Source organism: Billgrantia antri, from assembly GCF_019430905.1.
In the GTDB taxonomy this organism is placed as follows: domain Bacteria; phylum Pseudomonadota; class Gammaproteobacteria; order Pseudomonadales; family Halomonadaceae; genus Halomonas; species Halomonas antri.
Window position 1 is genome coordinate 25,218 of record NZ_JAHYCA010000005.1, and the last position, 13,208, is coordinate 38,425.

General features: G+C 65.8%; 13 protein-coding genes. 3 read left to right on the plus strand and 10 right to left on the minus strand.

What is annotated here, in order from left to right:
- Positions 1-11: 11 nt before the first annotated feature.
- The 7 genes from kdsB to KPL81_RS13785 all read right to left on the minus strand — a co-directional run bounded on the left by kdsB (position 12) and on the right by KPL81_RS13785 (position 7,269).
- A complete protein-coding gene (gene kdsB, locus KPL81_RS13755) occupies positions 12-785 on the minus strand; it encodes a 3-deoxy-manno-octulosonate cytidylyltransferase (RefSeq protein ID WP_219792684.1) in 774 nt (257 codons plus the stop codon).
- Positions 785-994 carry a Trm112 family protein gene (locus tag KPL81_RS13760; protein WP_219792685.1) on the minus strand — a complete coding sequence of 70 codons (210 nt, stop codon included), beginning with the start codon at positions 992-994 and terminating at the stop codon, positions 785-787. Before KPL81_RS13760 ends, kdsB begins: the two co-directional genes overlap by 1 nt.
- A 76-nt stretch (positions 995-1,070) precedes the next feature.
- Positions 1,071-2,081: a tetraacyldisaccharide 4'-kinase gene (gene lpxK, locus KPL81_RS13765; RefSeq protein WP_219792686.1), complete on the minus strand. Its 1,011-nt coding sequence runs from the start codon at positions 2,079-2,081 to the stop codon at positions 1,071-1,073.
- Positions 2,078-3,835 carry a lipid A export permease/ATP-binding protein MsbA gene (msbA, locus tag KPL81_RS13770; RefSeq protein ID WP_219792687.1) on the minus strand — a complete coding sequence of 586 codons (1,758 nt, stop codon included), beginning with the start codon at positions 3,833-3,835 and terminating at the stop codon, positions 2,078-2,080. The genes lpxK and msbA overlap by 4 nt, the downstream gene beginning before the upstream one ends.
- Positions 3,832-4,260 (minus strand): ExbD/TolR family protein, encoded by a 429-nt coding sequence (locus KPL81_RS13775; protein ID WP_219792688.1) that lies wholly within the window; start codon positions 4,258-4,260, stop codon positions 3,832-3,834. The genes msbA and KPL81_RS13775 overlap by 4 nt, the downstream gene beginning before the upstream one ends.
- Positions 4,257-4,925, minus strand: a complete 669-nt coding sequence (locus KPL81_RS13780; RefSeq protein ID WP_219792689.1) for a MotA/TolQ/ExbB proton channel family protein — start codon at positions 4,923-4,925, stop codon at positions 4,257-4,259. Before KPL81_RS13780 ends, KPL81_RS13775 begins: the two co-directional genes overlap by 4 nt.
- Positions 4,926-4,959: 34 nt before the next feature.
- Complete coding sequence (locus KPL81_RS13785; RefSeq protein WP_240549285.1) at positions 4,960-7,269, minus strand: DNA internalization-related competence protein ComEC/Rec2; 2,310 nt, start codon at positions 7,267-7,269, stop codon at positions 4,960-4,962.
- 109 nt (positions 7,270-7,378) lie between these two features.
- Here KPL81_RS13785 and KPL81_RS13790 point away from each other — a divergent pair, with 109 nt between their 5' ends.
- Positions 7,379-7,918, plus strand: coding sequence for a DUF2062 domain-containing protein (locus KPL81_RS13790; RefSeq protein ID WP_219792690.1), 540 nt, complete (start codon positions 7,379-7,381; stop codon positions 7,916-7,918).
- Positions 7,919-7,950: 32 nt separating this feature from the next.
- Here KPL81_RS13790 and KPL81_RS13795 read toward each other — a convergent pair whose 3' ends face one another.
- Both KPL81_RS13795 and KPL81_RS13800 read right to left on the minus strand, forming a co-directional pair.
- Entirely contained in the window at positions 7,951-8,685 is a 735-nt protein-coding gene (locus KPL81_RS13795; RefSeq protein WP_219792691.1) for an ABC transporter ATP-binding protein, read from the minus strand.
- Complete coding sequence (locus KPL81_RS13800) at positions 8,678-9,919, minus strand: lipoprotein-releasing ABC transporter permease subunit (protein WP_209477686.1); 1,242 nt, start codon at positions 9,917-9,919, stop codon at positions 8,678-8,680. The genes KPL81_RS13795 and KPL81_RS13800 overlap by 8 nt, the downstream gene beginning before the upstream one ends.
- A 163-nt stretch (positions 9,920-10,082) precedes the next feature.
- Between KPL81_RS13800 and KPL81_RS13805 the strand changes: the two genes are divergently transcribed.
- On the plus strand, positions 10,083-11,144 hold the full coding sequence (locus KPL81_RS13805) for an agmatine deiminase family protein (RefSeq protein ID WP_219792692.1): 1,062 nt from the start codon (positions 10,083-10,085) through the stop codon (positions 11,142-11,144).
- Positions 11,141-12,043, plus strand: a complete 903-nt coding sequence (locus KPL81_RS13810) for a carbon-nitrogen hydrolase (RefSeq protein WP_209477682.1) — start codon at positions 11,141-11,143, stop codon at positions 12,041-12,043. Before KPL81_RS13805 ends, KPL81_RS13810 begins: the two co-directional genes overlap by 4 nt.
- Before the next feature lie 134 nt (positions 12,044-12,177).
- On the opposite strand, the gene KPL81_RS13815 is transcribed toward KPL81_RS13810, so the two are convergent.
- Positions 12,178-13,137, minus strand: a complete 960-nt coding sequence (locus KPL81_RS13815) for a Nudix family hydrolase (RefSeq protein WP_219792693.1) — start codon at positions 13,135-13,137, stop codon at positions 12,178-12,180.
- Positions 13,138-13,208: the final 71 nt, after the last annotated feature.

A 13,208-nucleotide genomic window follows, 5' to 3' on the forward strand; every position in this document is an offset into this window, starting at 1 on the left:
CCTCCTGCTGCTTACGGTTTCGCGGTCAACAAGGCTCTGACGCGCGCCAGGTCCTCCAGCGTATCGACACCGGCCGGGTTGGGCTCTGCCGCCAGTGCTACCTGGATGGGATGGCCGTGATGCAGCGCCCGAAGCTGCTCCAATTGCTCCAGCTGTTCCAGCGTGGAGGGATGCCAGTCGCGATACTCGGCCAGGAACGCGGCACGATAAGCGTAGAGCCCGATATGCCGCAGCCAGGCATCGGTCTCGAGCCACTCCGGACGCGCTGCGAACGACTCGCGATCCCAGGGGATGGGGGCTCGCGAAAAATAGAGCGCGCGCCCCGAGAGCGCACGCACCACCTTGACCACATTGGGATTGAACAAGGCCTCGACATCGGCAATGGGCTCGGCAAGCGTGGCGATGGAAGCACCCGGATCATCATGGAGCCGCAAGGCAACCTGGTCGATCAGGCTCGGCGGGATCAACGGCTCATCGCCCTGGACGTTGACCAGCACGGCATTGTCCGCGAGCCCCAACAATTCGGCGACTTCGGCCAGGCGGTCGGTGCCTGAAGGGTGGTCGGCCCGCGTCATCACTACTTCGGCACCCAAGGGCAGCAGGGCGTCACGAATACGCGTATCGTCGGTCGCCACCACCACGCGACTGGCCGTGCTCTCGCAGGCCCGGTGCCAAACATGGGCCACCATCGGCTCGCCGGCAATGTCGAGCAGTGGCTTGCCCGGCAGGCGCGAGGAGCCGAAGCGTGCCGGAATGACGGCGACAAAGGCGTTATCCGTCGCCATCACGCCTCTCCGCTACGACCGGGCGAGGGCGGCAGCTTTTCATCGACCTCCAGTTGGCGCGCCTCCTCGGGCAACATGACCGGAATGCCGTCGCGTACCGGATAGGCCAGGCCATCGTAGTGGCAGATCAGCTCCTGTGCCTCGCGGTCGAACTTGAGCTTGCCCTTGCACAGCGGGCAGACCAGCATGGCCAGCAGTTCCTTGTCCATCGTTTCACCTCTCTCTTTCCGACCTTGTCGGGGCCGAGCCCCGCCTGATAACAACTCTTGCCCGCCTACCGCTCGGTTATCGCAGCCCCGCCAGCCGACTGTCCAGCCAGGCCTGGAAATCCGCCGAGGGCTCGGCCTCGACCTCGAGCACCCAGCCCTGATCGAGTGCCATGGCTTCGCTCTTTTCGGCATCCTTGGCCGTCATCACCACCGGGAGATCGTCTCCGAAATCCAGGTCCTGCGCCGTGAAGCGATGATGGTCGGGAAAGGCATGCGGTTGCGCTTCGATCCCCAGCTCCAGCAAGGTGTCGAAGAAGCGCCTGGGATTGCCGATCCCCGCCACCGCATGCACCGGTCCGTGGAAGGGCGCTGGCGCCAGCGGGAAAACCGCATTGTCGCTCAGCGCGCGCCAGCTCGACGGTGCCAGACGAAAGCAATATGCGCCCTCGGGCGGCGCGAAGGTCGCCTCACCATTGATCAACACCGCATCGGCGGCGTCCAGGCGAGACAAGGGTTCGCGCAGGGGCCCTGCCGGCAGGCAATGCCCGTTACCGAAGCCACGTCGGCCATCCACTACGATCAGCTCGATATCGCGCCCCAGCGCCAGGTGCTGCAGGCCGTCGTCGCTGATGATGATATCGCAGCCGAGTTCGAGAAGCGCCCGCGCCCCGCGGGGGCGGTCGGGGTCGACCACGACCGGCAAGCCGGTCTGGCGCGCCAGCATGCGCGGCTCGTCACCGCTCTGGGCACTCGGCGTCAGCGTCGTGACGCGAAGAGGATAGCCTGTGCCTCGCCCCGCCTTGCCGCCATAGCCACGCGATACGATGCCCGGCCGCCAACCCCGCTCGGACAGGTATCGCCCAAGCCAGGCCACCAGGGGGGACTTGCCCGTACCGCCCAGGGTAACGTTACCCACGACGATCACCGGCACACCCGCACGCCATGCGTGACGACGGCCGTCGCGATAGGCCGCCGCGCGACGCGCCAACACCCAGCGATACACCGCTTCGAGCGGCCGTAACGCCCTGAGCCAGACGGCGCCGTCATAGGCTGCCTGCAGCCAGCGTTCACCCAGCCCCTGGTTCATGACACCGAAGCTTCCTGGAACTGCAAGCGGTGCAGGGCGGCATAGGCCCCATCATGCCCCAGCAGCTCGGCATGGCTGCCCTGCTCCACGATCTGTCCCTGCTCCATAACCAGGATGCGATCGGCGCGCTCGATGGTGGAGAGCCGGTGGGCAATGACCAGCGTGGTACGGCCTTGGCAGACTACCTCGAGCGCCTGCTGGATGTAGCGCTCCGACTCGGTATCCAGCGCCGAGGTCGCCTCGTCGAGGATCAGCAGCGGGGAGTCCTTGAAGATGGCTCGAGCAATGGCGAGTCGCTGGCGCTGCCCGCCGGATAGCATCACCCCGTTGTCGCCGACGATGGTGTCGTAGCCATTGGGCAACCGCTCGATGAATTCGTGGGCATTGGCCGCCTTCGCTGCCGCCTCGATGGCGCTGCGCTCGGCATGCGGCACGCCATAGGCGATGTTGTCGGCAATGCTGGCGTTGAACAGAGTCACCTGCTGCGACACCAGCGCGACCTGGCGACGCAGCGGAGCCAGGCGGTATTCATCGATGGGCACCTCGTCGATCAGCACGCGACCGCTGGTGGGGCGATAGAAGCGCGGCAGCAAACCCGCCAGGGTCGACTTGCCGCTCCCCGAGCGCCCCACGATGGCCACCATTTCGCCGGGCTCGATCGCAATATCAATGCCCTTGAGCACTTCGGGCTGATCGTCGCCGTAACGGAAGTGCACGTCTTGCAGCTCGATCCTGCCACGTAGTCGCTCGGGTTCGAGAGTGCCCTCGTCAGGCTCGGTCGGAACCCGCATCAGGCCGAACAGCTCCCCGGCCGCGGCGATCCCCTTCTGAATCTCGCTGTTAATCTCGGTGAGCTGGCGCACCGGCTTGGCCATCAGCGAGGCGGCAGTGATGAAGGCGACGAACTCACCCGGTGTCATATTGGCCATCAGCGCCGGCGACATCGCCAGCCACACCAGGATGGCCAGCGACACGGCAATCAGCAGCTGGATCATTGGCGTGCTGATCGCCTTGGTCAACGCCTCCTTCATCTTTTGCTGGCGGTTGTAGTCGCTGGCCCTTGCGAAGCGCGCCTTTTCGTACGCCTCGGCACCATGGGTACGCACTACCCGATAGCCGGTGAGCGCTTCGGAAGCGACGTGGGTCACATCTCCCATGGAACTCTGGATACGCTGGGAAATGCGCCGAAAGCGCTTGCTGGCATAGCTCACCACGCCGCCGATCAGCGGCGTCACGGCGAGGAACAGCAGGGTCAGCATCCAGTTGGTCCACAGCAGGTAGCTCAGTAGTCCAATCACGAACAACCCTTCACGTAGCAGGATGGTGATGGCATTGGTCGCCGCCCCCGTGACCTGTTCGACGTGGTAGGTGACCCGTGAGATCAGATGCCCGCTGGAGTGGGAATCGAAGAACCGCCCGGGCAGGTGCAGCATGTGGTCGAACACGTTGCAGCGCAGCGCATGTACCACGTTGCGCGCCACGTTGCTCATGAAGTAGGTGCCGAGAAAGGTGCCGAGCCCCCTGACCGCGAACATGAACACCACGAACAGCGGGAGCATCAGGCGAAAGGCGGCATCCGGATCCTGGATACCGTCGATCAAGCGCTTCATCATCTCGGCCAGGGCCGTGCTCGAGGCCGCATACAGCGCGTAGCCGACGATCGCCAGGGCCATGCTGACCCAGTGCGGTTTCACATAAGCCAGCAACTGCTTGTAAAGGGCCCAGCCCGAGTGTTGGCTGCGATCTTGAGTCACGGTGTCTCCGCTTGCATGGGTGTTGCCTGTCCTTCGCGCGTGGCGATGCGAACTTGATGAATGCCGAGTCTCCCCGCGTGGTCGAGCGCCCGCACCACATCGGCATGCATCGCCCGGGCATCGGCCTCAACCACCAAGCCGTGCAGTCTGGCCTGCTCGGCCTCGGCGGAGAGTGCTTCACCGAGCTCGGCAGCGGCGAGTTGGCGCTGACCCAGACGGTAGCGCCCCTGCTCGGTCACCACCAGCGTGACCGGCGAGACCGGGAGGTCCGCTCCCGAGCTGCTCTCGGGAAGCGTGAGTTCGAGCGCCTGGCGGGTTTCGAAAGTCGTCGAAACCATGAAGAAGATCAACAACAGGAAGACCACGTCGATGAGCGGCGTGAGATTGACCTCCACCGGGTCGCGGCGACGGCGCGTGAACTTCACAAGCCCCCGGCCTCCCTGGCGGAGCGCTCGCCCTCACGCTGCTCGCTGAAGCCCAGCTCGCCGCGGTAGTGGGCCAGAAACTCCACCACCTGTCCGGCCTGCTCCTCCATGCGCACGGTGATGTCTTCGACCCGGCGCAAGAAATAGCGGTGGAACATCAGCGCCGGGATCGCCACGGTGAGACCCGCCGCGGTGGTGACCAACGCCCGCGAGATGCCACCGGCAAGTTCAGCGGTGCGACTGGCGCCATCGGCGGAAACGATCACAGCGAACACCTCTATCATGCCAACCACGGTACCCAGCAAGCCGATCAGCGGCGTAATGGCGGCGATGGTCCCCAGGGGACTCAGGAAGCGCTCCATGTCGTGGATCACGGCGGTGGCGGCCTCCTGCAACCGGGCCCTGACCTGCTCGTGCCCCAGGCGCGCATTGCGCAGCCCGGCTGCCAGTACGCCGCCCAACGGCGAGTGGCCCTCAAGCCAGTAGAGATTGACCTGGCCCCGAGCTACCAGCGAACAGACCTCCTGCCCCAGACCGTAAGGCGCGATGCGCTTGGCACGTAGTGTCCAGAGGCGTTCGATGATGATCACCGTCGCCAGCAGCGAGCACCCCAACAGCGGCACCATCAGCCAGCCGCCGGCGATGAGCGCATCCATTATGTCCATCGACTTCCCCTCTTCCCCACCACGGGCGTCGCGATCAATGGCGCGATTCTACCGCATGGCATCCGCCTTCGACACCGCCGCGGCGCCAGGGCATGGCACGCGTGCCCTGAGGCGAGGCGTGATCTCCATGGCCGAGCCAGAAAGTGACGGCGCCATCCAGGGCGGTGTTCCATTGGCAGCTACCGACCCGCCGAAAGCGCCGTACCACCTCATCGTGAGGATGACCGAAAGCGCTGTGGCGAGCAGCGCTGTAGATGACATGCCGCGGTGAGAGCCGCTGTACCAGTTGCGGCCCCGAGCTGCCATGGCTGCCATGATGCCCGGCCACCAGCAGCGTGACCGGCCGCTCCACGTCGAGCAGGAACAGGCGCTCTATCTCGTGTCCGACATCCCCGGTGATCAGCAGCCGGTCATCGCCGGCCGTCACCTCCAGCACGCAGGAGCGGTCATTGTCGGACAGATGCTCAGCCTCCTCGGGCGGCCACAGCACCCGATAGCCAATGCCGTCCCGTCGCCAGGCCTGTCCACGCAAGCAGGGCTCGGCGGGAACACCGAGCGACTCGCCTGACGGCGCCAGCACCCTTCCCACGACATGTTGCTCGGCCAGCACGGCAACGCCGCCGGCATGATCGAGATCCCCGTGGCTGACCATCACCTCGTCGAAATACTGGCCCGCCGGCCACAGTGCACTCAGCGGAGCGAATCCCGAGGCGAAGCTGGGCCCGGTATCATAGAGCAGACGATAGTTGGCGCTGCGCAGCTCGATCAACTGGCCCTGACCGACATCCTGCACCCTGACCCGCAGGATCCCTGCGTCAAGAGTCGGGGGAGCGAGCCCCAGCATGGCCAGACCCAGTAACAGCGTCGCTCCCAGCCTCAACGGCCCAACCAACCCAGGCAGCGCCCACAGCAACGCCATGAGGCCAAGCATCAAGGCCAGCGGCCCGACCTGCTCCGGCAAAGGCCACCACAACGGCAGGTACTGCACGGCCAACTCCAGCAGGCTTACCAGTAGCCGGGTCGCGTGTTCGAATAGCCACCAGCAGGCAAGACCGAGGTAGGGCACGGGCGCGAACAGCCAACCCAGCAGACCGAGCGGTACCAACACCGTGCTGACCAGCGGTACCGCCACGAGATTGACCAGAGGCGCCGCCGGCGCCAGCCGGGCAAACGCCAGCAGCACGGCAGCCGCCATCAACGGTGCCAGCAACAGTTGGGTGCGTACCAGCCCCCAACTCCAGCCGGCAAGCCCCCGCGGCCGCGAACGTCCCTGCCAGATCAGGATCAGCAGTCCTACGGCCAGGAACGACAACCACAGACCCGGACGCCACGCCGACAGCGGATCGATCAGCACGACCAGTCCCAGGGCCAGCCACCACGCCTGCCAGGGGCCTGGCGCGTGCCGCCCGCTGGCTACCCACAGCCCTATCAGGGTCATGATCATGGCGCGCATGGCCGGCGGCTGCAGGCCCGCCAGCCAGGCGTAGCCAATGGCGGCAACACCGGCCAGCCACCATGGCCAAACTGCCATACGCCAACGACTCGGCATGACCAGTCGGGCCAGAACGCGGGCGACGAGTAGAGTGAAGGTCGCCACCAGTCCCACATGCAGGCCTGAGATCACTACCAAATGGGTGGTGCCCGAAGCGTTGAGTAGATCCCAGTCATCCAGGATGAGCCGTTCACCCGCTCCCAGGGTCAGGGCAGCCAGCCAGCGCTGGGCCTGCTGGGACAGTGCCGTCGCGCCAAGGTAATCGAAGCCTTGCTGGCGCAGCGATACCGGCGCCGTCGCCAGCCGCACGGCGGCGGGCTCACGACGTACGTAGCCGGTCGCCTGGATACCCTCGCGCCATAGCCAGGCACCGTAGTCAAAGGAGCCGGGGTTGGCGAAGCCCGCGGGAGGTCGCAACCGCACGGTCATGGCCCACGACTCCCCCGCCTCGATTTCGGGCGCCTCGAAGTAGCTCAGCCGCACCCGGCGCAGGGCGTCGCACGACAGTCTGGTGGGGTCCAACGGCTGGCACGACCCCACCCGCACCAGCAAGCGACTGAGCCGCCCCTCTTTCTCGACCGACTCGACGCGCCCTTCCAGAGCGAGGTCGGCACGCAGCAGCCCATCGGGCAGCACGGCACCTCTGGCCAGCAGTACCTGAGATGCCGCAAGGCCGATCACAACTGCCAGTGCAGCGGCCCGCCACTCGCCACGCGAGACCAACAGCAGCAGGCTCAGAAACCAAAACTCGACCAGTCCCGGCGGCGCCCAGCGCCCCAAGGCCACGCCGACCAGCGCCGCTACCGCCAGCGGCATCGCCATGCCCAGTTGCACTCCCTTGCTCCCCTTCATCAGCCTCCGGCCAGCCTCGCCCCGTTGAGCGGCATTCCGCCCCCGGCATGGCAGCCCTCCTCCCAGACATGGATAATACCCGGGTCCCGAAGCAGCGAGCCAATCCGACATGCCGCGCCGATTCCTGCAGCGCTACATGCCCAATCCCGAAACGCTCAAACGCCAGCGCTCGCTGCGTTTCATGAGCCGCATGATCAGCGATGCCGGGCTTTGGGTACTCACCCGGCGCACCGTGGCCAATGCCTTTTCCATGGGGTTGTTCTGCGCCATGCTGCCGGTTCCCTGCCAAATGGCGGTGGCAGCGTTCGGCGCCTGGATACTGCGTTGCAACCTGCCGCTCTCGGTGGGCCTGGTATGGATCACCAATCCTCTGACCATGCCGCTGGTTTTCTACGGCAACTATCGGATCGGCGCCTGGCTGATGGACACGCCGGCACGCGAGGCACCCACCAGGATCTCGACGCGCTGGATCGCCGAGCGCACGGCCGATATCCTGCCTGCCCTGGCCTTGGGCTCGGTGGCAACGGCCATCGCATTGGCGCTACTGGCGAACCTGCTGGTACGCCTGGCTTGGCGATGGCACGTCTCGCGCAGCTGGAAGCAGCGCGCCAAGAAGCGACGCCTGCGGCGACGCGCATTGAACGAATGAGCCCCTTGGCAGGGGCTCAATAGGCAACGGACTCAGGCCTGCTCGGTGAGGCGCCCTCCATCCAGCCTCATTACCCGGTCCTGGTGAGCGGCAAGGGAGGCGTCGTGGGTTACCACGACGAAGGCGCAATCGGTGGTGCGGGCCAGTTCATCCATCAGTGCCAGGATGCTGGCCGCGGTGGCCTGATCGAGATTGCCGGTCGGCTCGTCCATCAATACCAGGCTAGGGTCGGTCACCAGCGCCCGGGCAATGGCTACGCGTTGCCGCTCGCCACCCGAAAGCTCGCCCGGCTTGTGGTCGGCGCGGTGCTCTATGCCTACCTTGACCAGCAGCTCGCGCGCCCTGGCCTCGGCGACTTTCTTGCGCTGACCACGCACGATCAGCGGCAGCGCAGCATTCTCCAGCGCCGTGAACTCCGCCAACAGATGGTGAAACTGGTAAACGAAACCGATGTGGCGATTGCGGAATTTCCCCAGTGCCGCCTCGCCCAGATCGAGCAGCGATTCACCAGCGATACTCACCTCGCCATGCGTGGGGCGATCGAGCCCCCCCAGCAAGTTGAGCAGCGTCGTCTTGCCCGATCCCGAGCTGCCCACCACGGCGACCCGCTCCCCCGCACGCACCTCGAGCGAGAGGCCATCGAGCACGGTGACGTCTTGCGGTCCCTCGCGATAGATGCGGGTCAGGTCGCGGCAAGCCAGCATTATCTTGCCGCTGGCGGTACGCTGCACGGGGCTTGGCTGGTTTTCGAGAGCCGAATCACTCATAGCGCAGCACCTCCGCAGGCTGCACGCGCGAGGCGCGCCAGGCGGGATAGAGGGTGGATAGGAAGGTCAGGCCGAAGGCGGCTGCGACGATGTCGCGCACGTCGTCCCAGTGCAGTCGAGACGGTAGATCGCTGATGAAATAGACCCCGGCATCGAGGAATTGGATACCGAATACCGATTCGACCCAGCCGATCAGGTCCGAGACGGTCAGCGCCAGCAGAATGCCCAGGCCAACGCCGATAGCGATGCCGATGATGCCGATCGCCAGCCCCTGCACCACGAAGATGCCCATGATCGAGCGCGGCGTCGCGCCGATGGTACGCAGGATGGCAATGTCGGCATGCTTGTCGGTCACCACCATCACCAGGGTAGAAACGATGTTGAAGGCAGCCACGGCGATGATCACCGTGAGCAGCAACGCAATCATGCGTTTCTCCATCTGGATCGCCTGGAACAGGTTGCCATGGGAATAGGTCCAGTCGAGCCCGCGATAGCCGCTGCCCAGCTGGTTGACGATGGCACGGGTCTCGGCACCGGCGGCAAACAGATCGTCGAGTTCCAGGCGCAGTCCGCCTACCGCGTCGCCCAGACGGGCCAGGGTCTGCATGTCCTCGATGTTGGCGTAGGCCAGGTTGGCATCGAGGTCGGCGCCCACGCTAAAGATGCCGCTCACCGTGAAGCGCTTGAGGCGTGGGAATACCCCGGCCGGGGTAATCGAGGCCTCAGGCACCAGCAGCGTGACCCGGTCTCCTACACCGACACCCAGGTGACGTGCCAGCAGCGAGCCCAGCACCACGTTCCACTCGCCCGGCTGCAGATCGTCGAGGCTACCCTGGCGCATATGGTTGCCGATGATCGAGACGCGATCCTCCCATTGGGGATGGATGCCATTTACCATGGCTCCCTCGTTGCGCCCGGCCACCGAGAACATGCCCTGCTGCTCGACATAGGGAGCGGCGCCGATCACCCTCTCGCGCTGCATCAGCTGTTCCGCCAGCGCCTCCCACTCGACCAGGCCGCTGCGCGACTCGATCTTGGTGTGCGGCACCATGCCGAGGATGCGGGTGCGCAGCTCGTAATCGAAGCCGTTCATCACCGAGAGCACCAGGATCAGCACCGCGACGCCTAGCATCAGGCCCAGCATGGAGGTCATGGATATAAAGGAAATGAAGTGGTTGCGGCGCTTGGCGCGCACATAGCGCAACCCGATCAACAGTGGTAGGCGGTCGAGCATCATCGCGTTCCTTGTCAGAGGGGGCCATGGTACGGTTTTTTGCGCCGCGCTGCATCGGGCGCGTGTGGATTGCCCAATGCTTGCAAGATTGTCGATGCGCGCCTACATTGCGCCGACTCGCTACCCGGCAACGTCTTAAGACGCGACTAAAGAGGCTCCGCTCATGGCCAACCGCCTGCTTCCCGAATGGCACCCTCAGGATGCCGTCCAGCTTACCTGGCCTAGCCCGGCCAGCGATTGGGCGCCTCTGCTCGAACGCATCGAGGCCACCATGGAAGCGCTGGCGGTCGCCATCGCACGCTACCAGAGCGTGCTGATCGCCGTACCCGACACCGCCACCCGGACCCACCTGGAACAGCGCTTCGCCCACCTGGGTGTCGAGGCCTCGCGCCTGCGGCTGGCGGTGGTCGATGCCGACGACACCTGGACCCGGGACCATGGCCCCATCGCCGTCGAGCGCGACGGCCGCCTCGTGCTGCTCGACTACATCTTCACCGGCTGGGGCGGCAAGTTCGAGGCCGGGCGCGACAACCGGTTGACTCGACGCCTGGCCGAAGCCGGCCTCTATGCCTGCCCCGTCGAGAGCCGTGACATTGTGCTCGAAGGCGGCGCCATCGACACCGACGGCGAGGGTACGCTGCTCACCACCGAAGCCTGCCTGCTCAACCCCAACCGCAATCCGCAGCTCGACCGTCAGGCGGTGGAAGCCCTGCTCATGGCCGATTTCGGCGTCGAGCGGGTGCTGTGGCTGGCCAACGGCCACCTGGAGGGCGACGATACCGACAGTCACGTGGATACCCTGGCGCGCTTCTGCGACCCGGCCACCATCGCCTACGTGCGCTGCGATGATGAAACCGACCCGCATTACCCGGCCCTGGCCGCCATGGAAGCCGAGCTCAAGGCGTTTCGTCGCGCCAACGGCGAGCCCTATCGCCTGGTACCGCTACCCTGGCCACGGCCTTGCTTCGACCCGATGGATGGTCATCGACTGCCGGCCACCTACGCCAACTTCCTGATCGTGAACTCCGCGGTACTGGTGCCTGTCTATGGCGATGCCGCCGACAGCCGGGCGTTGTCCGCCCTGGCCGACGCCTTTCCCGGCCGCGACATCGTGCCGATCGATTGCCTGAGCGTGATTCGCCAGCACGGCAGCTTGCATTGTCTGACCATGCAGCTCCCCCGGGGCAGCCTGAACGCCGCTACACAGCAAGGAGAAACCCCATGACCCGCACCCTCAAGGTCGGCCTGGTCCAGCAACCCGCCTGGCCCGACAAGGAGCGCAGCCTGGCCGAGAGCGAGGCCGGCGTACGCGAGCTGGCCGCCGCCGGGGCCGAACTGGTGATGCTCCAGGAACTGCATGCCACGCACTACTTCTGCCAGTACGAAGCCACCGAGCTGTTCGACCTGGCCGAGCCGCTGGACGGCCCCACCGGCCAACGGCTCGCCGCCCTGGCAGCCGAGCTCGGCATCGTGCTGGTGGGCTCGCTGTTCGAGCGCCGCGCCCCGGGCCTCTACCACAATACCGCTGTGGTCTATGACCGCGATCGCGGTCAGGTCGGGGTCTATCGCAAGATGCATATTCCCGACGATCCGGGCTTCTACGAGAAGTTCTACTTCGCCCCGGGCGATCAGGACGACAGCCGCAAGCAGGGCTTCCAGCCCATCGATACTTCGGTGGGCCGGCTGGGGCTGCTGGTGTGCTGGGATCAGTGGTATCCGGAAGCGGCGCGCCTGATGGCACTCGCCGGTGCCGAAGTACTGCTCTACCCTACCGCCATCGGTTGGAGTCCCGGCGACGATGACGGCGAGAAGTCGCGCCAGAAGGAGGCCTGGACACTGATCCAGCGCAGCCATGCGGTGGCCAACGGACTGCCGGTAATCGTCGCCAACCGAGTCGGCCACGAACCGGATCACTCCGGCGTCGGCGACGGTATCGACTTCTGGGGCGGTAGCTTCGTCGCCGGCCCTCAGGGCGAGCTGCTGGCCCACGCCGGCACCGAGGCCGAACGCCTGCTGGTTACCCTGGACATGAGCCGCGGCGAGGACGTACGGCGCATCTGGCCCTACCTGCGCGATCGCCGTATCGACGCCTATGGTGACCTGACCCGGCGCTATAGGGATTGAGTATCCTGCCGTGCCCCCTCGAAGGCCTGTCGCCAGGACAGCTGCGGAGATAGGTCACAGAGGCTTTTCGGGTTGATAAAGAAAAACCCACCGCTGCGGAGGCATGCGGTGGGTTTTTCCGTTTACAGCCGAGCTCAGGCGACCGGCGCTTTCCAGAAATCGCGGATCGAGGCGATGCCCTGGGCACCCACGGCGCGGGCGTGGTTGGCGTCGAAGCGGGTCATCCCGCCCAGCGCGAACACCGGCATGGCGGCACGTTCCACCAGCTGCTGGAAGTCATGCCAGCCCATCGGCGCCACCTCGGGATGCGATGGCGTGGTGCGCAGCGGCGACAACGTGACGAAGTCACAGCCGATACGGGCCGCCTGGCCGAGCTGCTTGCGATCATGGGTCGAGGCCGCCAGCCATTTGTTCTCGGCAATGGGTCGCCGCTCCAGGTTCATCAGCCGCTCGCTGGTCAGGTGGATGCCGTCGGCATCGACCTTATCCAACAGCTCCGGCTCGGCGTTCAGCAACAGGCGCGCCCCATGCCGGCGGCAAAGCGCCAGGGCGCGCTCGGCACGCGCCAGGTAGGCGGCTTCATCAAGGGACTTGGCCCGCAACTGGACCAGGCGCACGCGATCTTCCACCAGCGCCCGCTCCAGGTGCGCATCGAACACCGCTTCGTCCTGCTCCTCGGCAGTGATCAGGTACTCGGTCGGCAGCATCACCGCCTGCAGGATCGGCAGGTTGGCCGCCGGAAACGGGTAGTTGACCAGCTCGTCCAGCGGCACCCAGCGCACCGCCTGTCCTTCGCGCCCGAATGGCTCGCCGCTGAACTCATGCACCTGCCAGACGTCGAGCAGGATGTGCTTGTCAGGATATTCGTGATGAACACGAATCAGCGGCTGCGCGCGCCGGATCTCCACCCCGAGCTCCTCGTGAAGCTCACGCTTGAGCCCCTCCAGCCCCGTCTCGTAGGGTGCCAGCTTGCCGCCCGGAAACTCCCACAGGCCGCCATGGTCGACGTTGGAGGGACGGCGGGCGATCAGCGCCTTCTGGCCATCACTGCTGATGATGGCGGCCGCCGCCACGTGCACCCTTCTTTTCACCATTACGTTCATTGACTCCTACCCGCTGGCCCCGCACCGTCACGAGCGGCACGGAGGTGATGTTCATGCGTCGC